The sequence below is a fragment of the Roseateles sp. P2_H4 genome (genome assembly GCF_056403315.1).
The window spans coordinates 23,414-44,715 of sequence record NZ_JBFUFR010000048.1; the positions used below are offsets into that span (position 1 = coordinate 23,414).

Below are 21,302 nucleotides of genomic sequence, written 5' to 3' on the forward strand. Positions count from 1 at the left end.
TCCGGCCATGCTCGGCGGCGCCCGCCACCGGCTTCAAGGTCCAAGCGACGAAACGACATGCGGGCGGGACAGGCCGTTCGTTCGGGTTCGCCGCGATGCGCTGGCGAGCCGGTCCTGGGCAGACTGGGCCCCATCGCTTCGCCTCCATCGCCTCGAAAGGAATTCCCATGCGCGCCTTGCTGTCCGGCCTCTCCTTCGCGGCGCTGCTGAGCGCCTCCGGCGTCGCGCCGGCCGCCGTCGTCTACACGCCGCTGGCCACACCGCTGACCACCGCACCCAACCCCGGGGGCGGCAACAACGACGGCACCGGCGTCTGGTTCAACCCGCTGACCGGCTATGCCGAGGCGCGCGGCTTCTTCTTCCCGAACCCGCTGTTCGAGGACGGCAAGTTCTTCCTGCTGCTTGACGCGTCGCAAGCCACGCCCGAGGCCATGATCTTCACGCAGGGCTTTTTCTCGCGCGGCAACGGCGTCATCTATGCCTCCAGCGGCAACCTCAACCCGGCCTCGTTCAGCGCAGGCCAGAGCATCGGTGCCGGCACGGGCTACCAGAGCCCCGGCGCCGGCTTCCCCGACATCGGGCCGGTGTTCGGCAACTTCGCGCCCGGCCGCGGCTTCCTCGGCCTGACGCTGCGCGACGCGAGCGGCGCCTCGGCCAGCGACGTGTTCTACGGCTTTGCCGACATCACCGTGGGCAAGGACTACAGCGTCACGCTGAACGCCTTCGCCTACGAGAGCGTGCGCGGCGCGGCCATCACCGCCAGCCTGGCGGCTCCGGTGCCCGAGCCGACGACCTTGGCCCTGATGGCCCTCGGCCTGGCGGGGCTGGGCTTGCGCCGCCGCCGCTAACGACTCAACCGCCCGCCTTTGGCTCGCGCGCGTAGCTCTGCGTCAGCGCCTCCCAGGCGTGGCCGTCGGGCTCGCGCCAGTAGACGATGCGCCCGCCCACCGAGGTGTTGACCTGGAAGTCGTCCGGGCCGATCGGCGTGCTGCGCCAGGCGATGCCCAGCGCCTGCAGCCGCGCCAGCAGCGCATCGAACTCCGCCTCGCTGACGCGAAACGCGTAGTGCTGCAGCGGCACCACCGCGCCGGCCTCGACCTGATCGAAGTCCACCGTCAGCTGATCCGACACATAGACGGCACTGAAGGGGCCGACGGCCGCCTGCGCCGACCAGGGCACGTCGAGGATGGCGGCCAGGCGCTCGGCGGCGGCGCGGCGGTCCCGGGCAGGGATGAGCAGGTGGTCGAGAACGGCGGGCATGGCGAATCTCCTCAAGCCGCGGCGCACTTGGAGACGGTGTCCCAGGTGCGCGTGGTGATGTTCTTGCCGAAGGTCTTCTCCAGCAGGTGCATGAAGACCGGGCCCTTGGCCTCGGGCACATAGCTGCACAGCACCTCGCCGCCGTCCACGGCCAGGATGCGCGCCTCGCCGCACAGCGCCGGCAGCGCAACGGGGCTGGCCGCCAGCGGCTCCGGCAGGAAGGTGATGACGCGCTTGGAGCCGGGCGGCAGCTTGAAGTGGGCAAAGGGCTCGGCAGCCAGCAGCTGCTGCAGATAGGCCGTGGAGCGCACGAAGGTCGTGAAGCTGTGGCCCTGGCCGTCCAGCATGGCTTTCTCGGCGCGCTTTTGCAGCGCCGCCAACGAGGCCGAGCGGGCCGTGGAGAACACGACATTGCCGCTGCTCAGCAGCGTCTTCACGTCGGTGAAGCCGGCGGCCTCGAAGCAGCGCTTGAGTTCCGGCATCTTGGCGTTCATCGGGCTGACGCCACGCAGCAAGGCGACATAACGGGGCATGGGGACGGAGTATGGCTTGCGGCCGACCCTAGCTGCGGCTGCCCCGAATTGCGGGTGGCCGCAGCTAGCGGGCTCGGGCGAGTCCGCATGCAATGGCCAAGCGACTGAAAACACCCCTTCCGAGGAGCTCCCAATGACCACCATCCAGACGGCCAGCACCACGTCGCTGACCGCCACCTCCGCTCTGCCGAGCACCAACCCGACCCACGCCAGCACCTCGATGCAAGGCGGCCAGGCCGTGTTCGAGAACGACAACTACCGCATCACCGCCGGTGACAACAACACCGTCAACATCTTCAACAAGAAGACCGGCGAGAACTACAACATCTGGGGCGACCCGCACGTCAACATCGACGGCCAGCACGCCTTCGACTTCTGGGGCACCACGACCTTCGCGCTCGAGGACGGCACCAAGGTCACCATCGAAACCACGCCCTGGAATGCCGGCAACGGCATGACCCTCGCCAGCAAGGTCGCCATCACGAACGGCGACTACGGTGTCGAGATCAGCGGCGTGGATACCAACACCGTCGGCGACCTCAAGATCAACGAGGCCGCCGGCTGGGGCAGCACGCTGGACTGGGTGCATGACGACGGCAATGTGCTTCAGGAAAACCCGGCGGGCAAAGGCTTCCTGGCCGTGGACGGCAACGGCACCATCCAGAAGGTCGACCAGAACTACATCAACAAGACCGACCTGGTGAAGAACCCCGGCCTGGACCCGAGCACTCAGCAGCAGGCCGGCAACTTCCTGCAGCAGGTTTTCAGCGCCTTCTCGGGCCTGCTGTCGGCCTCGCTGAGCGGCGCCTTCCTGCATGCCCTGGGCAACCACGGCGGCGAGAACCGGGATCACGCCTCGCGCGATGCTCACCGGTTCTCGCTGACGGTGGCGCGCCTGGAGTTCTGACGGGAGGCCGCCATGCTTGCTGCCGTTGATTCAGTATCGGGCGCGCGGCCAACGCCGCCCGCCAGCAATCCCGCCGCGGACGTCGTTGCCCGCGCCACCGACCCGCGCAGCGGCGTCGTCGACACCCAGCGCCTCGCGCACTGGGTGGTGGACGCGCGCCGCAGCGACCCGCAGAGCGCCGAGGCGGCCCATGCCGCCATCGAGCAGCACTTGCTGGCGTCGGGCCACCCGGGCGACGTCGCCCACTACCACCAGGACCTGCTGCAGGCCGCTCGCGAGCAGCCGGCCCAGCCCTTCAGCCTCGTGCCCGACCATGCGCCCGGTGGCCTCTGGGCCGCCGGCCAGACCTGGGCGCGGCAGGGCAGCCAGCTGCTGATCGACAACCCCATCCTGGTCAAGCGCTGGGAAGCGACCACCAGCGCGTGGACGGGCAAGGGCGGCTTCACGCGCGGGCTGACCGAGCTGCTGAACGCCAACGGCATCGACGTGGCCCATACCGTGCACCCGTCGCCGCCCGGCTCGCTGACGAGCAGCTCGGGCGTGCGCTCGGCCGTGGCCAACAACACCAACGGCGCCCTGGCGCGCGACGCCATCGCCGACCGCTTCCGCGCGGCCGGCGTGCCGGCGCGCACCGAGGTGCCGGTGCTGGGCGGCGCGCGCCGCGTGGACGTGGTGGCCGAGCCGACCGCCACCGACCCGCGCATGCGCCAGCGCATCGAGGTGGAGTCCAAGGTCGGCCGCACCGGCCTGGACAGCGAGATCCGCGGCCAGGTGGCGCGCGATGCCGAGGCGCTGGGCGCCAACCGCATGCTGCGCGGCTCCGGCCGCGTGCTCGAAGGCGTGGGCAAGGTGGCGCGGCCGGTCGGCCTCGTGCTGGACGCCATCTCGCTGGGCCAGGCCTACCAGGCCGACGGCGGCCGCATCGGCGAGAACACCGGGCGCACGGCATCCGGCATCACCGGCGGCGCGCTGGGCGGCTGGGGCGGGGCAGCGGCGGGGGCTGCCATCGGCACGGCCATCTTCCCGGGTGTCGGCACCGTGGTGGGCGGCATCATCGGTGGCATAGGCGGCGCCCTCGCCGGCGATGCGGCCGGGCGCGGCGTCTTCGATACGGTAAAAGGCTGGTTCTGAACTTTCGGCCTGTTCCTGATGGGCGGCCGCAAGAGGCCGCCCATCTTCGTTTGCGCGAGTGACCATGCTGAACCTGATCCAGCGCTGGCTTGCCGGCGACCAAGCAGCCCCCTGGGACCTGAGCGACTACCCCGCCTGGGAGCTGCCGCATACGGGCTCCGGCCGCGCGTTGAGCGAAAGCCAGGCCCAGGCCAACCTGGACTGGTTCGAGGCCACGCTGGGCGAGCGCCAGCGGCAGCTGCGCGACTGGCTGGTCGCCCACCAGGGCCCCGACCCGCAGGCCCTGCACGGCACCGCCTACGCCAAGGCCTTGAACACCTGGGCCAAGGCCCACTGGCCGCAGCTGCCGGCCTTCAGCCGCCTGCCCCGGCACAAGCCCTGGCCGGACTGCACTCGCAGCGGCCCCTTCATCGTCAACAGCCTGCTGGGCGACCTGGGCACCAGCCTGGGCGAGGCCATCCGCCACGGCAACCCCGACTGGCACTGGGGACTGAACCTGGACGCCACCGATCTCGCCGACGACATGGCCACGGCACGCCGCGTCGTGCTGCTGGCCGATCTCAAGCACCCGACGCCCGAGACCCGCGAGGCCGTGCTGGACCCCGAGGCCCTGCTCTTCGCCGCCCACCGCTTCCCGGACTCGGTGGACTTCGTTCACCTCGACCCCTGGACCACGATGGTCGCCGACGCGATCGCCGGCGGCTACCACGCCAACTGAGCGTCGTGCCCGACCTGGACCTGCAGGCCCTGCCGCCCGAACTGCAAGCCGCGCTGCAACGCGCCTGGCCGGGCTGCCCCGAGGCCCAGCGGCGCGCACTGCTGGCACCCGCCCGCCTGGACGCAGCCCCGATCTGGCCCGACCAGCTCTGGCCGTGGCGGCCCGCCGCGCGCTGGTGGCGGCCCGGCTGGGCACGCGAGCGCCGCCAGCGGGACAAAGCCTTCTTCGCCGCGCACCTGGGCGATGCCCGCGGCGAGCCCCAGGGGCATGACGGTCCGTCCTATCCCCAGAAGCTCTTCGACCCCGAACGGCCCTTCTTGGCCACGCCCTGGACCCAGGCCCGGGTGCTGCTGCGCAGCCCGGCGCCCGAGGTCTTCAGCGACGCGGATTTCTGGATCTTCACGCAGCAGCTGTTTGGCGGCGATGCCGACGAGGCCCGCCGCGAGATGCTGTCCTGGGCCCGCGGCATGCAGGCCGACGGCGCCCTGCGCGGCGCCCGCCGATCGAACTGGCTGGCTGACGCGCATTGGCGGCTGCACATGTCCGCAACCGGCATGTTCACCTGAGGCGGCGCCTGCGGCCAACCCTAGCTGCGGCTGCCCCGAATTGCGGGCAGCCGCAGCTGGCGCGAGGCGCGCGTTGCGTCTGAAATGGGCGTCAACCCGCCGGCGTCGGCGGTGAAGGACATCCCCATGAGCGCAGTGCAGAACTATCGCGTCCAGAGCGGCGACACCGTCACCGGCATCGCCCAACGCCACGGCGTGTCGGCCGAGGCCCTGATGCGCGCCAATCACATGGACGCGGCCCAGGCCGACGGCCGCATGGGCCGCGGTGCCCACGACCCCGACCGGCTGCAGGTCGGCCAGCAGCTCGTCATTCCCGTTGCCACGCCGGGCCTGGAGCGCGAGCACCAGGTTGTCGCCGGCGAAACCCTGGCCGGCATCGCCGACCGCTGGGGCGTCAGCGTGAAGGAGCTGCTGGCCGCCAACCCGCAGTTCAACGCCGGCAAGCTCGGCGCCCATGCCGGCCACGGCCGTGGCCAGGACCCCGACCTGCTGCATATCGGCGACTTGATCCACCGTCCCAAGCCGGCGCCGCAGGGGACGGGTGAATCCGCCGTGCGATTCGGCGTGCGCCTTGAAGCGGACCGGGCGACCCAGGAGGCGGCAGCTCCCATTGCCGGGCATCGCCAGGCCTGGCTTGATCTGCAGCAGTTCACCAACCCGGCCCTGGCGTCCAACGCCGCCGCGGCCATCGTCATCGGCACCGCCGAGGGCACACGCCGGCCGGATGGCGGCTTCACGGCAGCCTATGGCGGCCACACCGACCCGGGCAATGCGGCCCACAACCGAGGCTCCTTCTCCTACCAGCACGCAGCCTCCAGCCCCGCCGACGCGGACCGGCGCCAGCTGCAGACCCTGCGCGACCATCTCCCCGCCTACGAAGCCGCCGCACGCCGTGCCGGACTCGACCCCGCCGACGCCCGCCTCGCCTCGGCCTATCTGGACCTGTTCAACCAGTCGCCCAGCGCGGCCGGGCGCTTCGTCGGCCAACTCGAGACGCTGCGCGGCCAGCCCCTGGACGTGGCCCATATCGCCAACCTGCGGTTTCGCAGCTTCGTCAACGCTTCGACCGGCCAGCGATTTCGCCTGGACAGCGGCGGCCTGGCCGGCAGCGGCTTCGCCAACATCGCGCAGCGCCAGCAGCACGGCCGCGCACCCACCGAGGCCCAGGTGCAAGCCGTCATCCGCGCCGATCAGCTGCGCCGCACGAATGCCGTCGAAGGCGCGCTGCAGCGCCAGGGCTTGCTGACGCAGGCGCCTGCTGCCGTGGCCGCTGCGCCCGCAGCGACCGGCGGCGTGCCGCGCCATCTGCAGATCGCCCGCGGCGAGCTCGGCACCCACGAGATCCGCGGCGGCAGCGACAACCCGCGCGTCATCGAATACCACCAGGCCACCAGCCTCAAGGCGAAGAACGACGAGACCTCCTGGTGCTCGTCCTTCGTCAACTGGACGATGCAGCAGGCCGGCGTGCGCGGCACGAACAGCGCCGCGGCGCGCAGCTGGCTGAGTTGGGGCCAGGCCGTGCCCAAGGATGCGGCGCATGTGAAGCCGGGCGACGTCATCGTCTTCCCGCGCGGCAACAACCCTGCCCAGGGCCATGTGGCCATCGTGTCGGAGGTGCTGGACAACGGCCTGGTGCGCGTCGTCGGCGGCAACCAGGGCGTGCGCGGCGAGAACTATGACGGCGTGACCTATTCAGATCGTTCGCTCTCGTCCGCCATCGGCGTGCGTCGCGCACCTTGAAATGCCCGACCCCTGGGCGATGATGCCGGCCATGCGTCTCGCCTTCCTCGCACTGGTGTTCCCGCTCGCAGCACAGGCGTTGCCAGCGCCGCCCACGCAGCTCGTCTGCACCCCCGACGGCATCCATCGCTTCCGCCTCAGCCGCGACGCCGTGGGCGCTCCTTTGCAGGTCAGCTTCAGCATCGCCGCAGGCGCGCGTGAATGCGACTTTTCCAGCGCCGCCGCGCCGACCGCACAGGCAGACGGCACCTGGCGCTTCGAGTGGAAGGACGAGACCCTGGGCCAGCAGCAGCGCGTGAACGTGAAGCGCGCCGGCAGCGAGGGCTACACCCTTGCCTTCGAACCGGCCGCTTGCGGCGCGCTGAAGATCCCGGCCACGGCAACCCTCACGCCCACCGCCAAGGGCTGCACCACGTCGGTGGACCGCGACGGTGCCTTCGCGCAGTTCTGGCGCCAGCTGCGCGATGCGCTGGCCCGCGGCGACGGCGAGCTGCTGCAACAGCTGTCGCTGCCGCAACTGGAGTTCGTTGAGGGGCCCGACATCGTCAAGGCGCCTGCGTCGGTCATGCGCCGCGCGGCGCGTTGCCTGCCGCGCATCACGGCGACGACGCAGCGCCTGGAGATCCGCGACATGATCGCCGGCGACACGCCGCCACGCCTGGACATGCCGCCGCTGTCGCGCAAGGGCGAGGCGCGCATCGACTTTGCCGGCGCGATGGACCTGAAATGGACGCCGCAGGGCTGGCGCATGGCTGGCTTCAACGCCAGCCGCGACGTCTTTTCCAGCTGTCCCGAACGCTAGCGCGCAACCAGCCCCTGGCGGCCGATCTGGATGCGCTCCACCGGCAGCCCCAGCGCCACTTCCAGGTTGGCCTTGGCGGCATTGCGGAAATTGATCTCCTCGTTGGCGTTGGGCTGGCGGTTGAGGTGCTCGCGGTAAACGACCATGAAGGTGCCCACCATGGCGAGCTGCTCGAACATCGAGCGCCTGGCCGCCGGGCTGCTCTGCGTGAAGGCGGGGTTGCGCGCCAGCATGCCCTGCATCTGCAGGATCAGTGACTTGAAGTCCTCGTCCGGCACCTGCTGCTGCATGAAGGCGCTGTAGTTGCCGGCGATGAAGGCGGCCACGCCGGCGGCGACGTCGTTGGGCGTCAGGCCGAGCTGGGTTTCCAGCTTCTGCCAGAACACGAAGGATTCCTCGTAGGCCTTGGTCATCGCGCCACGGTGCTGGGCTGGGAAGCGCTGCGCCAGCTCGGTGGCGGACTGGCGGACCTGGGCCGGCCCGTTGACGACGATGGGCGCATTGAGGGCAGCGAGGGCACTGGCCGAGGTGACCGCCGGCGCGGGGCTGAAGGCGGGCGCGCCCGGGGTCGCGGCGGGCTTGCCCAGCATGCCGCGCATCTGGTCGGCCAGGCTGAGCGAAGGCGCGACCTGGGCCAGCGCCGGAGCGGCGACGCAGGCGAGCGCAAGGACGACGGTGCGGGAAAGTTGCATCACTTGAATCTCCTGAAGTTCATTTGTCGAGGCTGAGGCTGCCGCTGCCCACATAGACGGTCTTGTTGTCGTCGTGCACCGGGAAGCTGAGCAGACGCTCCTGGTGGCCGTCGTCGTAGTCCAGCAGCAGCACATGGCCGCTGAGCTGGTAGCGGCCGCGGCGGCTGGCGCCGTCGTCCTGCTTGCGCGAGCTGACCGCGCCAGCCGTACCGAAGGGCGTGCCCACCGCGCCGCCGCCGGTGCTGCTGCTGCCTTTGCCGTCGCCATACGACGATGCGGCGATGTTGGTGTTGTTCAGCGTGGCGGCCAGCGTGCCCGAGCCGGAAAACGAGCTGTGGCTGCGCTCGAAGCGGCCGTCGCGCGTGAAGCGGATGGTGCGCGTGGCCGAGGTGCCGCCCAGCACCAGGCTGCCGCTGAAGCTGCCGCGGCTGAAACTGCCCTCCAGCCGCGTGTCCTTGGGCCAGGGCCTGACGGCGTGATGCTTCTCGGCCTTCCAGTCGCCGGCGGGGCGGCCGTTGTCGTCCTGGGCCTGCATCTCATAGCCCTTGCCGTTGGCGCGCCAGCGACCCCAGCGCTGCGGCTCGAGCTGGCGCGACGCGGCGACGTTGAGCTGGTCGGGCGGCATCTCGGTGCGGCGGTAGACCGTGCCGTCGCGCAGCAGGAAGCGCACGTCTTCGTCCCAGTGCGTGCCGTTGTTGAAGTTGCTCTCGCCATGGATGACGACAGCCGCCAGGTCCTTCTCGGGCAAGCCCTGCCCAGGCGCCTTCAGCACCCGCTGCAGCAGGACCTCCTTGCGCTCCAGCGGCACCTGCGGCAGCGGCGAGGGTGTCAGGCCCGAGGGGTCGCTGACCACGGCGGCAGCCGACAGCTTGACGTAGCCGCCGCTCAAGGAGGTGACCAGGCCGCGCATGACGACCTCGCGGCCGACCCAGGGTTCGGCATCGATGCCCAGGTTGATGCTCAGCGGGGCGCGCCGGTCGCCCTGCTCCTGGGCGAGCTGGAAGCGGTCCCTCTCCGTCCCCCAGCGCTCGACGCGGCCCTTGATGTAGATCTGGCCCAGCGCACGCTCGGCGGCCTCATCGGAGATGGCGCTCCAGGTGTGCTTCTGCTGCGCCGCCAGCGCTGGCATCTGGCTGGGCAGGAAGAACTGGCCCCGCACGGCACCCGGCGCGACGGCGGGCATCTCCGGGGCCGACACCATCTTGGCCTTGACCAGCGCCATGGCCGCGGCACGCGCCTGCGGAAACTGCGCCGACGCATCCATGGCCGGGCCCTGCCAGTCGTTGATGAGGCCGGCGCAGACCCTGTCGGGCGCCGGGTCGCCCAGCACGCGGCGGCGCATGGGCTCGGTGATGGTCGTCCACGGCGGCACGCTGCTGCCCTGGCGCCGCTTCAGCTCCATCACCACCATGCGCAGCGGTGCGAGCTGGTGCTTGTCGCGCCAGGCCACCCAGGCCGCGCGCATCTGCGGCGTGGACGGCGCGCCGACGTCGTCGCAGGCCTCGAGCGCAGCCTCGGACATCACGTCCAGGCTGACCGCATTGACGAGTTCGGTCAGGGCGGCGGCGTTGGCCGCCAGGTCAGTCTGCGACGTGGCGGCCAGCGCCAGGCCGGCGCTGCAGGCGGCCGCCATGAGGGCGAGATATCCGGCCATCATTGCCAGACCGGCTGGCGCGCACCGTTCCTCAGGGCGTCCAGCCCACCAGCCGGCAGCCCAGGGGCGTCGCGGCAGCACCGTTGCGATCGTTGACGCGGAACGCGCCGCTGCCCGATGTGCCATTCAGTCCTTGCACCTTGCGCAGATCCGGCGTCGTGTACCAGAGCTGGCAGGTGCCGGAACACACCGTACCCGTGCAGGCGCGGCTCGAATCGGTGTCGTAGGCGACATAGCGCCCGTCGGGTGACCACTGCGCTTCAAAGCTCCGCTTCGAATCCGTCAGCTGCTCGAGCGCAGAGCCGTCGATGTTCGCGATCCAGAGATCGCTTTCCCCGGTGGCGCTGATGCGCGGCAGGCGCACGACGAACTGCTTGCCCGAGGGGCTGACCCAGATCGGCCCCATGCGCCGGTCGGCCGGCAGCTGGAACTGCCCCACCGTCACCTCGTCGCTGGAATCCACGCTGCCGACCCGGATGGTGCCGGCCTCGGGGTTCACAAGCAGGAACTTGCCATCCGGCATCCAGGCAAACCAATCCTGTGCCGCAATCTGGTGGCGTGCGCGCCGGGTGTCGAGATCCAGGATGAATTCGCTGAAGGCGGACACCGAGTCCGTTCCCAGCATCACCTTGACCAGCTTCTTGTCGGTCGGCGATGGCAGCGCGCCGCGCAGGTAGCCATCGGCGCGCAGTGCGTACAGCGTGTTGCCGCTGCTCCGCTCGACCACCGACAGATCGGTGTAGCCCCCCGCGACATTCCATTCCGTCGTCACGAATTGGCGACCGTCGGACCATGGCGTCAGGGCCAGCTTCTTGTTGGTGACGTGGATCGGCGCCTGTCCATCCAGCGAGGCCATCTGCATGCCGTCCCAGGAATCCAGTGCGTAGTTGTCATGCCATAGCCAGCCGGACGGGTGCACCGGATCGGGAGGAGGCACCTGCGGCGTGCCCGGCGTGGACGGCGTTGTGTCACTGGGGCCACCGCCGCCACCACCACAGGCAGCCAGGCTGGCCGCCAGGCAGATCGCCAGGCCCGCTTGCCAGGCCCGCTTCATCAACAACCGGGGCGACCGAGAGAAGAGCTGGATATTCATGTTCAACGGAATGGATGGATGCGCGGGACGCGCGTTGATGCAACGGCGGCGGGATCGCCGCCCATGACTACTTGATCCACGCGGCCACTTTTCCGCATGGCAGCGAGTTGGGGGCCTGCTGGCTGCCGTAGAACACCTGCCTGAGCGCGGGATGCGGCACGCCGGGAACGATGCCCGCGGCATCGCGGACGCTGCCGGGCGCTATCCAGTAGGAGCATTGGCCGCGGAAGCTCGTGTTGATGGAGGACACATTGCTGCGCTGAAGCAGGAAATGCTTGCCGTCCGGAGCCCAGGTCACGAAGGAAACAAAGCCGTCTTTCGTGATCCTCTGCAGACCGGCGCCACGCAAGTCCGTCATCCACAGGTCGACCCTGCGCGTGCGGACATCCACGGTGGAGAGCACCAGCTCATCGCCAGTGGGGGACAGGGACGCCATGCCGAAGATGACGCCGGGCAGCGGCGGGGGGATCGCTCCTGTCGTCTGCCATTCGATACGCTCGTTGGCGCCCTGGAGATTGCCGCGCCAGGTCGACAGCTCGCCGGTGTGCGCGTGAAGGCGCCTGATCGAACCATCCGGCATCCACCAGTGGAGGTATTTGCCCACCTGGCCCTTGTAGCTGGCCAGGACGCGCTGCTCCAGGGACAGGTCCACGACGGCGAAGAGGCCGGTGTCGCCGGCGGTGTCGAGGAAGACGAAGGAAAACACGCCGGCAGCGGTGGGTGAGGGCTGGGCTTCCGAGACCCTGGGGACGCTCCTGGCAAGGTATTCGACCTGCCCGGTGGCCGATGAGTACACCGTGAAGGCGTCCTGCTTGAAGCCGATGTTCCGGATCTTGAAGTAGTGGCTGTTGCCGCCGTAGAAGCGCGCGTCGCCGGCATTCCTGTCGGCGTGGACGGTCAGGCGTTCGGGGTTGTCCAGGTTCACGACCTGGGGCAGTTCGCTGTCGGGCAGGGTGATCAACAGGCTGCCCAGCCTTGCCGCCGCGGCGTCGCCGGCGCATCCGAGCTGGGCGACCAATGCCAGCCCCACGCACACCAGCATCCCTGGCCGACGGCGCGGTCCTGGAGGGGGGAGAAGGGCGGTTAGCAAGATCGACACGTCGGGGCGCTGCGTTCGATGGGCAAAAAGCCGCGCTGGCATTTCCAGCGCGGCTTCCCGGGAACGCAGCAGGTTTACTGCTTGCGGGCCATCGAGGACATCGATTCGCCGATCGACTTGATGGCGGTCGAGAACACGTTGTTCAGCATGTTGTATTCCTGGCTGGTGGCCTGGAATTCGGTCATCTTCATGTTGAATTCCTGAGCCTGGTCTTGCTTCTTGGACTGCAGCTGGCCGAGTTCCTCGCCCTTCTTGCCCTGCATCTGGGCCGTCGTTTCAGCACCCGAGCCGGCCAGGCTGCTGATCTCGTCGGACAGCTTGACCATTTCCTTGGCCTTGTCGCCCAGGGCCTTGCCCATGGCTTCGGCGATCGCCTGGATCCAGCCCTTGGCGGACGTCTTGCCAGCGGTGCCCTTCTTGCCGATCGCATCGGACATCAGGCCCGTCAGCGTGTCGGTGAGGTTCTGCTCGAAGCGGTTGATCGCGCCGCCGAAACGGTCATGGGCGATCTGCTGCGCTTCGTGGCTCGGGCTGCCGTTGCCGATGCCGCCGAGCACTTCGCCGGCCCGCGCCTTGACTTCGTCGCCCAGGAACTTGGGCATGCCGTGTTCCTTGACCATGTTGTCGACGGCGCCGTTGAAGGCGTTGCCGACGGCTTGCTGCAGCATGCCGCCGATGGCCTGGCCGATCATGGCGCCGATCGGGCCACCGAAGATGCCGCCGACGATGCCGCCCAGGGCACCCAGGATGCCACCCGAGCCACCGCCGCCGAAAATGCTGCTAACTGCTGATCCCATGTCGATCTCCAAAAATGTGAGGGGTTTGCGGCAAACCCTGCCGCAGTGATTGATTGAATTTGCGAGGCATCTGGATCAGGTGGCGACTGAAAAACACCGGATCCGCTGCGTGTCTTGTCGCTAAGGTTTCGAACCAAACTCTGCGGCGCTGACAGGTTTCATTAAACGGGGTCCTGCTTGGGCTGCCTATATGCGGCTGCTCCTATTTCTGCGCCCGGCGCGCTAGGGTTGGCCGCAGTCGCGCCGTCCAGCTGGCGCAGCAGCGCGCACAGGGCCGGCAGGTCCAGGCCCAGTTGCCCACGCAGGCTGTTGCGGGCCATCCAGGTGGCCGATGCCTGTTGCGCCGTGCCCTGGCGGCTGGCCTGCACCGTCCATTCGCCTAACGCCACGGTCAGTACGGCGAAACGCTCGAAGGCATCCTGGCGCTGCAACAGGGATGCATCCTCCCAGGGCAGCTCGTCGATGACCCAGGCCTTGACCCATTGCGTGATGGACAGCCAACGCTGCGGCGTCAGCGCCTCGTGATCGAAGGCCTGGCGGCAGGCGCCCAGATAGGCGGCCAGGGCCACGCCCAGGTCGTCCTCGGCACGACCCGCGGCCAGCTGGTTGCGGTAGTGCTGCAGGCAGCGCGTCACCAGCCCGGCCTGGCTGGCCAGACCCAGCATCTCGTTCAACGCGGCCGCTGCCGCAACGGGCTCGGCAACGCGCGAAGGCAGGCGCCAGCGCGTGGCATTGGCGTCGCGTTCAGCAGCGTCATCGGCCAGCGGGGCGTGCGCAAACCGCGACTGCTCCAGGGCCTGCGCCAGACGACGGCCGAGGGCGGATTGCCAGGGGTTGGGTGAGGCGGAAGTGGTCATGGCGTGGCGAGGGTTGAAGTGCCGCCGGCGCGCCGGACCTGGCGCAGGCGTTCGCGGCGGCTGAGGGTCTGGACGGCCGACCAGGTCGTCGCATCCAGGGCGTGGAAATCCGAGGGCTGACCCTCGTAGAGCGCGCGGCTGCGCGGCGTGAAGCCCAGGGCCTCCAGGCAGACGCGCGCGCCGCGGTTGTCGGGGTGGCAAACGCCCCAGACCGTGGGCAGCGCCAGCGTCTCGAAGGCATGGCGCAGCAGCACCTCGCCGCCGCCGAGGCTGAGGCCACTGCCCCAGTGCTCGGGCCGCAGGCGGCTGCCGAGTTCGACGTCGCCAGGCCGCACGTCGACACCGGGGCCAGCCTGCAGGGGCATGAGGCTGAACCAGCCGGCGAAGCTCTCCGTTCGCCCCGACGGCACGGCGCAGCGCCAGATGCCCAGGCCCGGGTGGCGGCGGTAGAAGCCGGTGAGGCAATCGGCAAAGGCTTCGGCCCAGCGCGCCTCGTGCAGGGGCTGCTCGTCGGGCAGCAGGGCGCGCACCCGCGGGTCGGCGTGCAGGCGCATGACGTCGGCGGCGTCGCCCGGGACGAATTCGCGCAGCAGCAGCTTGTCACTGCGGTGGGAAAACGGCGTCATGGCTGGCGCTCCGCCGTCGCGTCGGTAACCGGCCAGCGCGCCAGCACACTGATGCCCCCCGCCGTGACGCCCAGCATCCAGCGCTCGCCGGCATGGTCGAGCAGCACGACACGCTCGCGCGCACCGACCGGCAGGGCGCGCACGAAGCGCAGGGCCTGGCCATCGTCGGCCGGGCCGCGGCCCCCCAGGTTCTGCAGGCGCCGCCAGCCGCGGATCAGCACCCAGGCGAGCAGCAGCACGAAGGCCAGGGCGGCCACGGTGCTGGCGAGGTTGAGCATCAGGGCCTGCATGGCGTCAGTGGGCTCCAGCGGGCACGACGCGCGGGTCCACGTCGGGATGGCGCGTCAGGTCTTCACCGGGTGCCTGCCGCGCGCGCGGCGGCTCGGCGGGTGTCTCACTGCGGCGATGCGGGTCGGCGCGGGCGGCCTCCCACTTCAGCTGCTCGCGCACGCCCTCGGCCCAGACGATGACCTCGGCCAGCACGTCGAACAGATCGGGCGGAATGACCTCGCCCTCCTCGCAGCGCGCCAGCAGTTCGCGCGCCAACGGCACATTGCGCACGATGGGCACGCCGGCGTCCTCGGCGGCCTCGCGCATGGCGCGGGCGACATGGTCCTCGCCCTTGGCGCTGACGGTGGGCACCGGGCAGCGGCCCGGCTCGAAGTCGATGGCGATGGCCACATGCGTGGGGTTGACGACCAGCGCATTGGCGCCGCGCGCCGCGGCCTGCTGGTTGCGCTGGCTCCATTCGGCGTGGGCCTGCTTGCGCTGCTGCTTGAGCTGCGGGTCGCCCTCGCTGTCCTTCATCTCCTGCTTGATGTCGCGCATGCTCATGCGCAGCTTCTTGGTGAAGCGGTGACGCGTCCACACGGTGTCCAGGAAGGCCACGCCGGCGAACACGCCCACCGTCCACGCCAGCACCTTGACCGTGCCCTCCCAGACCAGGCCGCCGAAATGCTGGACCGGCCGGTCCGTGCCCGAGGCCAGCCGCATCGCGTCGGGCAGCAGCAGCCGCGCCACCGCCCAGCCGATGCCGAGCAGCAGCGCCGTCTTGAAGATGCCCTTGAGCAGCTCGACCAGGTTGTCCATGGAGAACATGCGCTTGATGCCCTCGGCCGGGTTGAGATGCTCGAGCTTGGGAGCGACCTTCTCGAAGGCGAGCACGGGCCCGGCTTGCAGGAACTCCACCAGGGTGCCCAGCACCGCCACCGGAATGACGAGCAGGGCCACCAGCAGCACCGTCAGCTCGACGCTTTGCCAGCCCAGCAGCACGGCGACATGGCCGAAGCCCTCCTCGCGCCAGCCCGCCGACACGCGCGCGAACAGGCCCTCGCACAGGGCCGCGACGCGCTCGCAGGCCATGCGCAGGCACAGGGCGCCCATCACCAGCCAGACCAGCAGCGTCAGCGTGGTCGTCAGCTCCTTGCCCTTGGCGATGTCGCCCTTCTTGCGGGCGTCCAGCAGGCGCTTCTGTGTGGGTTGCTCGGTCTTGTCGCCGCTGTCGTCGGCCATGGGTCCATAACACCTATTTCTAGGGGGTGCAAACGGGGTTTGTGAAAACTTGTTTTCAGTGCCGAGGCCAGCCCTACTTCTAGGGGGCCATTCACCACGTCGTCCACAGGGTGGTTGGCATGGCGGGACCGAACGATGCCCGGTCTCGGATTGCGGCGGTGCAGCAGATGTTTCCACGCGTAAACGTGGGGGGCACTGGTCTACATACAAAGGAGCAATGTCTACGGGTCAGTCAGTTACGTCTGCTTGCAATGGTCAACAAGCAGGCAAGGCTTGCCCCCATAGTCCGCCCGGTTCAAAAAGCAGGGAAGACAAGTGTTCGGACTCCAACGGATCTGCCAGGTCATGGCGACCGGTGCGTTAGGCGCAGCCCCGCTGATGGGGGCTTTCGCCGCCGCGCCGAACTGCCCCTCTTCCTCTCCCTCCGCCGAAGCGCTGCTGGACAGCGCGCCGGCCGCGGGCGCCAGCGGCTTTGCGCTGACCGAGAGGCTGTGCCTGGCCACCCTGGTGAGGACTCGCACGGCGCTGGTCGATCCGCCCGAGCCTGAGGTCATGCCCGTCGAGGTGCTGCCTGCCACACCCGCGCCGCAGGCGCCGCCCGCCGCCGTGACCCGGCCCGCATCGTCCCGTGACGCCGCCGGCCAGGCCCGCATCCGGGCGCTGGCGCCGCTGATGGCCGAGGTGGCGCAGCGCCACGACATCGACCCGCTGCTGCTGCATGCCGTGGCCCACATCGAGTCGCGCCACCAGAGCCAGGCCATCTCCCCGGCCGGTGCGSGGGGCTTGATGCAGGTCATGCCCGCCACCGGCCGCGGCCTGGGGCTGGCCGAAGCGGAGCGCGAACTGCTGACACCGCAGGCCAACCTCGAGGCGTCGGCCAAGTACCTGAAGCAGCTGCAGACCCGCTTCGGCAACGACCTGCGCCTGGTGCTGGCCGCCTACAACGCCGGCGAAGGCGCGGTCGAGCGCCATGGCCGCCGCGTGCCGCCCTTTGCCGAGACCCAGGCCTATGTGCGCAATGTGATGGCCGTGTATGCCGAACTGCGGCGCCGCTTCGGGGTGCAGGCATGAGCAGCCGTCCCGACGGCCTCTCGGGCTACTTCGCCGCGGCCGACCAGCCGCGCGAGGGCCTGATCGCCCGCTTCAGCGACCTCTTCCTCGTCGCCGGCATCGTGGCCATCGTCGCGCTGATGGTGCTGCCGCTGCCGCTGTGGCTGATCGACATGCTGGTGGCCGTCAACATCGCCTCCGGGCTGGTGCTGATCCTGATCGCCGTCTACGTGACCGGGCCACTGGAGTTCTCGGTCTTCCCCAGCGTGCTCTTGATGACGACGCTGTTCCGGCTGGCACTGTCCATCGCCACCACGCGGCTGATCCTGCTGCATGCCGACGGCGGCCACATCATCGCGACCTTCGGCAAGCTGGTGGCCGGCGGCAACCTCGTGGTGGGCCTGGTGGTCTTCCTCATCATCACGGTGGTGCAGTTCATCGTCATCGCCAAGGGCGCCGAACGCGTGGCCGAGGTGGCGGCGCGCTTCTCGCTGGACGCCATGCCGGGCAAGCAGCTGTCCATCGATTCGGACCTGCGCTCCGGCCTCATCGACAAGGACGAGGCCAAGCGCCGCCGCCGCACGCTGGAGCTGGAAAGCAAGCTGCACGGCAGCCTCGACGGCGCGATGAAGTTCGTCAAGGGCGACGCCATCGCCGGCATCATCATCATCCTCATCAACCTGCTGGGTGGCCTGGCCATCGGCGTGCTGCAGCAGGACCTGAGCCTGGGCGACGCGGTGCACCGCTACTCCATCCTGTCCATCGGCGAGGGCATGGTGGCGCAGATCCCGGCCCTGCTCGGCGCCATGGCCGCGGGCCTCTTGGTGACGCGCACCAACGACGACGAGAACGACCGCCACCTCGGCGACGCCATCCGCAAGCAGCTCGGCGCCAAGCCGCGCGTGCACCTGATGGCCGCCGCCATCTGCCTGCTGCTGGCCACGGTGCCGGGCTTTCCGCCGCTGGTGTTCGGCCTGCTGGCCGTCGTCTTCGGCGCGGCCGGCGTGCTGCTGATGCCCCGGGGCCGCGACTGGCTGACCCGGCGCATGCCCCGGTTCAATCCCACGCGCCGCAAGCCCGAGCCCGCCGCTTTCAAGACGGCGCAACCCCGCCTGCGCCCCTCCGTGCCGCTGCTGCTGGAGCTGCCTCAGTCGCTGCTCGGCGATGGCGGTCTGGCCGTGACGCGCGCCATCGAGGCCACGCTGGACGAACTGCAGCTCGACCAGGGGCTGCCGCTGCCGCGCGTGGCCCTGCACGGCCGCCTGGGCACCGGCGGCTGGCGGCTGCTCGCCCATGAGGTGCCGCTGTCGGAAGGTGCCCAGGTCGGTGACGCCGCAGCCCTGGCCGCGCAGGTGCACCAGGCCCTGCGCCGCAACGCCGCCCTCTTCATCGGCATCCAGGAAACCAGCGAACTGCTGACCCGCGCCCAGGCCGAGCTGGCCGACGTGGTGAAGGAAGTGCTGCGCGCCCTGCCGGTGCAGAAGGTCACCGAGGTGCTGCGCCGCCTCGTGGCCGAGGAGGTCTCGATCCGCAATCTGCGCGACATCCTCGAAGCCCTCGCCGATGCCAGCCAGCGCGAGAAGGACGTGCAGGCGCTGACGGAGATGACGCGCATCGCGCTGCGCCGCCAGACCCACCACCGCGTCTGCGCCAGCGGCGAGCTGCAGGCCCTGCTGCTGTCGCCCGAACTGGAGACGCTGCTGCGCCAGAACCTGCATGTCAGCGGCGGCGTCACCCAGCTCGCCGTCTCGCCCGACGTGGCCCGCCAGTTCGCGCTCGAGGTGCAGGCCCAGGTGCAGGCGCTGCGGCCGCAGGCCCTGGTCTGCGCCGTCGACCTGCGCTGGCATTTGCGCAAGCTCATCGAGAACGAGTGCTTCGACACCCCCGTACTGTCCTTCCACGAACTGCTGCCGACGCTGCGACTCACGCCGCTGCTGCATCTGCCCCCACCCCGTCTGGACGCGCTTCCCCCGCAAGCCGCGCTGCTCGCCGCATGACCTCCACCCTCAAGATCGCGGCCGCCGCCACGCTGCTGCTGGCCCAAGCTCTGCCCCTGTCGGCCGCTCCGCTGCCGGAAGGCCTGCGCGTCGTGAAGCTCGAAGCGCGCGACCAGCCCATCGAGCAGTTCCTGCAGGGGCTGTTCTCGGGCAGCGACATCCCCGTCGTCGCCAGCGGCTTGCAGGGCCAGGTCAACGGCCGCTTCGACGGCACGCCGACCAAACTGCTGCGCGACCTGAGCCGCGCCTACAACCTGCTGAGCTATTACGACGGCGGCGTGCTCTACATCGCGCCGGCCAGCGACACGCAGACGCGCAGCTATCTGCTCACCCCCGCGGCGGCCAGCCAGATCCAGCGCGCCGCCCAGGCCCTGCAGCTGCCCGACGCGCGCAACACGCTGAAGTTCGGCGAGGACGGCGCGCTGCTGGCCGTCGGCGCCAAGCGCTTCGTGCAGCAGGTGGACGAGCTGGTGCGCCAGGTGCGCCCGGCCACGGCCGCCGCGGCCATGCGCGCCTGGGCGCCGCAACAGCAGCAGCCTCTGCCCGACTACCGCATCTTCTACCTGCGCTATGCCTGGGCCCAGGACGTGCCGATGAGCTTCGGCGGCCAGCAGACCACGCTGCCCGGCGTGGCCAGCATCCTGCGCTCGCTGACGGGCCAGCCCAGCAAGGCCCGCGCGGCCGCCGTGAGCACCGACCCGACGCGCGCCCAGGGCAGCCAGCGCGTGCGCGGCGGCGGCGCGCGCAACACCACCACGCTGGGCCTCGTCGACGAAGCCGCGCCGAATGTGCGTGGCACCGACACCCTCGTCGCCGCCCTCACGCAGGTCGGCTATGGCCAGGCCGCACCCGAGGCCGCCGACCCCGCGGCGCCACCCGACTTCGCGCCGCGCATCGAGGCCGACCCGCGCCTGAACGCCGTCATCGTGCGCGACCTGCCGGAGCGGCTGGACCGCTATGCCGCCCTCATCAAGTCGCTGGACATCGAGCCCCAGTCGCTGGAGATCGAGGCCACCATCATCGACATCAACACCGACCGCATGCGCGAGCTCGGCATCAACTGGCGCTACAACCACGGCCTGTCCAGCCTGATGCTGGGCAACGGCACGGCCAGCGACAACCGCCTCAACGGCCAGGTCGACCCGACACCCAGCGCCAAGGGCGGCGTCATCTCCGCCGTCATCGGCGACCGCTTCCCCTTCGTGGCCCGCATCACGGCGCTGCAGAGCGACGGCGCGGCCAAGGTCGTCAGCAGTCCGCAGGTCGTCACGCTGTCCAACGTCGAGGCGGTGTTCGACAACAGCTCGACCTACTACGTCCGCGTCGCCGGCCGCGAGGACGTCGACCTCTTCAACGTCACCGCCGGCACGCGGCTGCGCGTCACGCCGCATGTGTTCAAGGACGGCGCCGACGGCGAAGGCAGCGCGCGCATCAAGCTGCTGGTGCAGATCGAGGATGGCGGCCTGACCGGCCAGAGCGTGGACAACCTGCCCATCGTCGAGCGCTCGGGCATCAACACCCAGGCGCTGATCTCCGAGGGCGAGAGCCTGCTGATCGGCGGCATGGTGCGCGACAGCTCGACGGCCGGCGTCGACAAGGTGCCGCTGCTGGGTGACATCCCGCTGCTGGGCAATCTCTTCAAGACCCAGCGCAAGGGCGGCCAGCGCATCGAGCGCATGTTCCTCATCACGCCGCGCCTGGCCAGCAGCAAGGCCGCCGCCGACGTGATGGAGAAGGCCCGCCAGCCTCTCGTGAATCCGGCCGCCCCGGCGGGATCGGCGGGTGGCGAAGGTGCAGTCCAGCAGGAGTGATGCCATGAAGCCCAACCTCCCCGCCTCGATGCTCGAACTGCGCGTGCTGGCCGGCCGCCAGGCCGGCGCACGCGCGCGGCTCGATGCACAGCAGGAGCTGCTGGTCTGCGGGCTGAACGCGTCCAACCAGGCCGACACCCAGTTCGCCGACATCCTGCTCGCCAGCGACATCGACTTCCAGCTGCGGCTGGTGCCGGCCGCGCCGGGCCGCGTCGGCCTGCAGCTCGTCGCCGGGCAGGCGGTGCTGGACGACAAGGCGCTGCTGCCGGGCACCGCCGTCCACGCCTGGCTGCCGGGCCAGCCGCTGCAGCTGGGCGACACACGGGTGGCCTACGGCCCGGCCGACCAGGACTATTGGCCCGAGCCCGTGCTGCACGACGGCCCCGAGCTGCCCGCCAGCGAACGCGCCCAGGGGCTGCGCCCCGCCATCGCCCCGCCGCGCCCCCGACCCATGCTC

At 70.1% G+C, this 21,302-nt stretch carries 22 protein-coding genes; 11 read left to right on the top strand and 11 right to left on the bottom strand.

Translation table 11 applies throughout. The features are described from left to right. Positions 1–167 precede the first annotated feature (167 nt). Entirely contained in the window at positions 168–848 is a 681-nt protein-coding gene (locus tag AC1DW3_RS26415) for a PEP-CTERM sorting domain-containing protein (protein WP_477936500.1), read from the top strand. A gap of 4 nt (positions 849–852) precedes the next feature. Here the strand turns inward: AC1DW3_RS26415 and AC1DW3_RS26420 are convergent, their stop codons facing one another. Beyond that, the gene (locus AC1DW3_RS26420) at positions 853–1,260 is read right to left on the bottom strand and encodes a VOC family protein (RefSeq protein ID WP_477936502.1); all 408 of its coding nucleotides are present in this window, start codon (positions 1,258–1,260) and stop codon (positions 853–855) included. A gap of 11 nt (positions 1,261–1,271) precedes the next feature. After that, positions 1,272–1,793, bottom strand: coding sequence for a DUF1697 domain-containing protein (locus tag AC1DW3_RS26425; protein WP_477936504.1), 522 nt, complete (start codon positions 1,791–1,793; stop codon positions 1,272–1,274). Between the two features lie 133 nt (positions 1,794–1,926). On the opposite strand from AC1DW3_RS26425, the gene AC1DW3_RS26430 reads away from it, so the two are divergent. The 6 genes from AC1DW3_RS26430 to AC1DW3_RS26455 all read left to right on the top strand — a co-directional run bounded on the left by AC1DW3_RS26430 (position 1,927) and on the right by AC1DW3_RS26455 (position 7,657). Then, entirely contained in the window at positions 1,927–2,700 is a 774-nt protein-coding gene (locus AC1DW3_RS26430) for a DUF1521 domain-containing protein (RefSeq protein ID WP_477936506.1), read from the top strand. Between the two features lie 12 nt (positions 2,701–2,712). Further along, positions 2,713–3,831 carry a hypothetical protein gene (locus tag AC1DW3_RS26435; protein ID WP_477936508.1) on the top strand — a complete coding sequence of 373 codons (1,119 nt, stop codon included), beginning with the start codon at positions 2,713–2,715 and terminating at the stop codon, positions 3,829–3,831. A 64-nt stretch (positions 3,832–3,895) separates the two neighbouring features. Further along, on the top strand, positions 3,896–4,549 hold the full coding sequence (locus tag AC1DW3_RS26440) for a hypothetical protein (protein ID WP_477936510.1): 654 nt from the start codon (positions 3,896–3,898) through the stop codon (positions 4,547–4,549). A gap of 5 nt (positions 4,550–4,554) precedes the next feature. After that, positions 4,555–5,115: a hypothetical protein gene (locus AC1DW3_RS26445; RefSeq protein ID WP_477936512.1), complete on the top strand. Its 561-nt coding sequence runs from the start codon at positions 4,555–4,557 to the stop codon at positions 5,113–5,115. Between the two features lie 126 nt (positions 5,116–5,241). Beyond that, positions 5,242–6,855, top strand: coding sequence for a TIGR02594 family protein (locus tag AC1DW3_RS26450; RefSeq protein ID WP_477936514.1), 1,614 nt, complete (start codon positions 5,242–5,244; stop codon positions 6,853–6,855). A gap of 1 nt (position 6,856) precedes the next feature. Next, a complete protein-coding gene (locus AC1DW3_RS26455) occupies positions 6,857–7,657 on the top strand; it encodes a hypothetical protein (RefSeq protein WP_477936515.1) in 801 nt (266 codons plus the stop codon). Here the strand turns inward: AC1DW3_RS26455 and AC1DW3_RS26460 are convergent. The 9 genes from AC1DW3_RS26460 to AC1DW3_RS26500 form a co-directional block, all read right to left on the bottom strand. Beyond that, the gene (locus tag AC1DW3_RS26460; protein ID WP_477936517.1) at positions 7,654–8,349 is read right to left on the bottom strand and encodes a DUF6683 family protein; all 696 of its coding nucleotides are present in this window, start codon (positions 8,347–8,349) and stop codon (positions 7,654–7,656) included. The genes AC1DW3_RS26455 and AC1DW3_RS26460 overlap by 4 nt on opposite strands. 19 nt (positions 8,350–8,368) lie before the next feature. Further along, a complete protein-coding gene (locus AC1DW3_RS26465) occupies positions 8,369–9,982 on the bottom strand; it encodes a hypothetical protein (protein WP_477936519.1) in 1,614 nt (537 codons plus the stop codon). A 52-nt stretch (positions 9,983–10,034) separates the two neighbouring features. Next, a complete protein-coding gene (locus AC1DW3_RS26470) occupies positions 10,035–11,096 on the bottom strand; it encodes a TolB family protein (protein WP_477936521.1) in 1,062 nt (353 codons plus the stop codon). A 67-nt stretch (positions 11,097–11,163) separates the two neighbouring features. After that, positions 11,164–12,126, bottom strand: a complete 963-nt coding sequence (locus tag AC1DW3_RS26475; protein WP_477936523.1) for a TolB-like translocation protein — start codon at positions 12,124–12,126, stop codon at positions 11,164–11,166. Positions 12,127–12,269: 143 nt separating this feature from the next. Then, positions 12,270–12,992, bottom strand: coding sequence for a hypothetical protein (locus AC1DW3_RS26480; protein ID WP_477936525.1), 723 nt, complete (start codon positions 12,990–12,992; stop codon positions 12,270–12,272). A gap of 161 nt (positions 12,993–13,153) precedes the next feature. After that, a complete protein-coding gene (locus tag AC1DW3_RS26485; protein WP_477936527.1) occupies positions 13,154–13,849 on the bottom strand; it encodes a hypothetical protein in 696 nt (231 codons plus the stop codon). Further along, positions 13,846–14,475, bottom strand: coding sequence for a GNAT family N-acetyltransferase (locus AC1DW3_RS26490; RefSeq protein WP_477936529.1), 630 nt, complete (start codon positions 14,473–14,475; stop codon positions 13,846–13,848). Before AC1DW3_RS26490 ends, AC1DW3_RS26485 begins: the two co-directional genes overlap by 4 nt. Next, positions 14,472–14,765 carry a flagellar biosynthetic protein FliO gene (locus AC1DW3_RS26495; RefSeq protein WP_477936531.1) on the bottom strand — a complete coding sequence of 98 codons (294 nt, stop codon included), beginning with the start codon at positions 14,763–14,765 and terminating at the stop codon, positions 14,472–14,474. The genes AC1DW3_RS26490 and AC1DW3_RS26495 overlap by 4 nt, the downstream gene beginning before the upstream one ends. Positions 14,766–14,769: 4 nt before the next feature. Next, positions 14,770–15,987: an EscU/YscU/HrcU family type III secretion system export apparatus switch protein gene (locus AC1DW3_RS26500; RefSeq protein ID WP_477936533.1), complete on the bottom strand. Its 1,218-nt coding sequence runs from the start codon at positions 15,985–15,987 to the stop codon at positions 14,770–14,772. A 378-nt stretch (positions 15,988–16,365) separates the two neighbouring features. Here AC1DW3_RS26500 and AC1DW3_RS26505 point away from each other — a divergent pair, with 378 nt between their 5' ends. From AC1DW3_RS26505 to AC1DW3_RS26520, 4 genes are all read left to right on the top strand, one after another. After that, a complete protein-coding gene (locus tag AC1DW3_RS26505; RefSeq protein ID WP_477936535.1) occupies positions 16,366–17,058 on the top strand; it encodes a lytic transglycosylase domain-containing protein in 693 nt (230 codons plus the stop codon). Further along, entirely contained in the window at positions 17,055–19,034 is a 1,980-nt protein-coding gene (locus tag AC1DW3_RS26510) for an FHIPEP family type III secretion protein (protein WP_477936537.1), read from the top strand. The genes AC1DW3_RS26505 and AC1DW3_RS26510 overlap by 4 nt, the downstream gene beginning before the upstream one ends. Next, positions 19,031–20,845: a type III secretion system outer membrane ring subunit SctC gene (sctC, locus tag AC1DW3_RS26515; protein ID WP_477936538.1), complete on the top strand. Its 1,815-nt coding sequence runs from the start codon at positions 19,031–19,033 to the stop codon at positions 20,843–20,845. The genes AC1DW3_RS26510 and sctC overlap by 4 nt, the downstream gene beginning before the upstream one ends. Positions 20,846–20,849: 4 nt before the next feature. Continuing rightward, positions 20,850–21,302: hypothetical protein (locus AC1DW3_RS26520; RefSeq protein ID WP_477936540.1), on the top strand; the 453-nt coding region annotated here is incomplete at its 3' end.

Coding starts and splice junctions, on each gene's coding strand:
- AC1DW3_RS26460 (WP_477936517.1), bottom strand. CDS start 8,349: ATGCAACTTTCCCGCACCGTCGTCCTTGCGCTCGCCTGCGTCGCCGCT.
- AC1DW3_RS26440 (WP_477936510.1), top strand. CDS start 3,896: ATGCTGAACCTGATCCAGCGCTGGCTTGCCGGCGACCAAGCAGCCCCC.
- AC1DW3_RS26510 (WP_477936537.1), top strand. CDS start 17,055: ATGAGCAGCCGTCCCGACGGCCTCTCGGGCTACTTCGCCGCGGCCGAC.
- AC1DW3_RS26435 (WP_477936508.1), top strand. CDS start 2,713: ATGCTTGCTGCCGTTGATTCAGTATCGGGCGCGCGGCCAACGCCGCCC.
- AC1DW3_RS26430 (WP_477936506.1), top strand. CDS start 1,927: ATGACCACCATCCAGACGGCCAGCACCACGTCGCTGACCGCCACCTCC.
- AC1DW3_RS26495 (WP_477936531.1), bottom strand. CDS start 14,765: ATGCAGGCCCTGATGCTCAACCTCGCCAGCACCGTGGCCGCCCTGGCC.
- AC1DW3_RS26490 (WP_477936529.1), bottom strand. CDS start 14,475: ATGACGCCGTTTTCCCACCGCAGTGACAAGCTGCTGCTGCGCGAATTC.
- sctC (WP_477936538.1), top strand. CDS start 19,031: ATGACCTCCACCCTCAAGATCGCGGCCGCCGCCACGCTGCTGCTGGCC.
- AC1DW3_RS26425 (WP_477936504.1), bottom strand. CDS start 1,793: ATGCCCCGTTATGTCGCCTTGCTGCGTGGCGTCAGCCCGATGAACGCC.
- AC1DW3_RS26465 (WP_477936519.1), bottom strand. CDS start 9,982: ATGGCGGCCGCCTGCAGCGCCGGCCTGGCGCTGGCCGCCACGTCGCAG.
- AC1DW3_RS26480 (WP_477936525.1), bottom strand. CDS start 12,992: ATGGGATCAGCAGTTAGCAGCATTTTCGGCGGCGGTGGCTCGGGTGGC.
- AC1DW3_RS26455 (WP_477936515.1), top strand. CDS start 6,857: ATGCCCGACCCCTGGGCGATGATGCCGGCCATGCGTCTCGCCTTCCTC.
- AC1DW3_RS26485 (WP_477936527.1), bottom strand. CDS start 13,849: ATGACCACTTCCGCCTCACCCAACCCCTGGCAATCCGCCCTCGGCCGT.
- AC1DW3_RS26450 (WP_477936514.1), top strand. CDS start 5,242: ATGAGCGCAGTGCAGAACTATCGCGTCCAGAGCGGCGACACCGTCACC.
- AC1DW3_RS26420 (WP_477936502.1), bottom strand. CDS start 1,260: ATGCCCGCCGTTCTCGACCACCTGCTCATCCCTGCCCGGGACCGCCGC.
- AC1DW3_RS26500 (WP_477936533.1), bottom strand. CDS start 15,987: ATGGCCGACGACAGCGGCGACAAGACCGAGCAACCCACACAGAAGCGC.
- AC1DW3_RS26415 (WP_477936500.1), top strand. CDS start 168: ATGCGCGCCTTGCTGTCCGGCCTCTCCTTCGCGGCGCTGCTGAGCGCC.
- AC1DW3_RS26470 (WP_477936521.1), bottom strand. CDS start 11,096: ATGAATATCCAGCTCTTCTCTCGGTCGCCCCGGTTGTTGATGAAGCGG.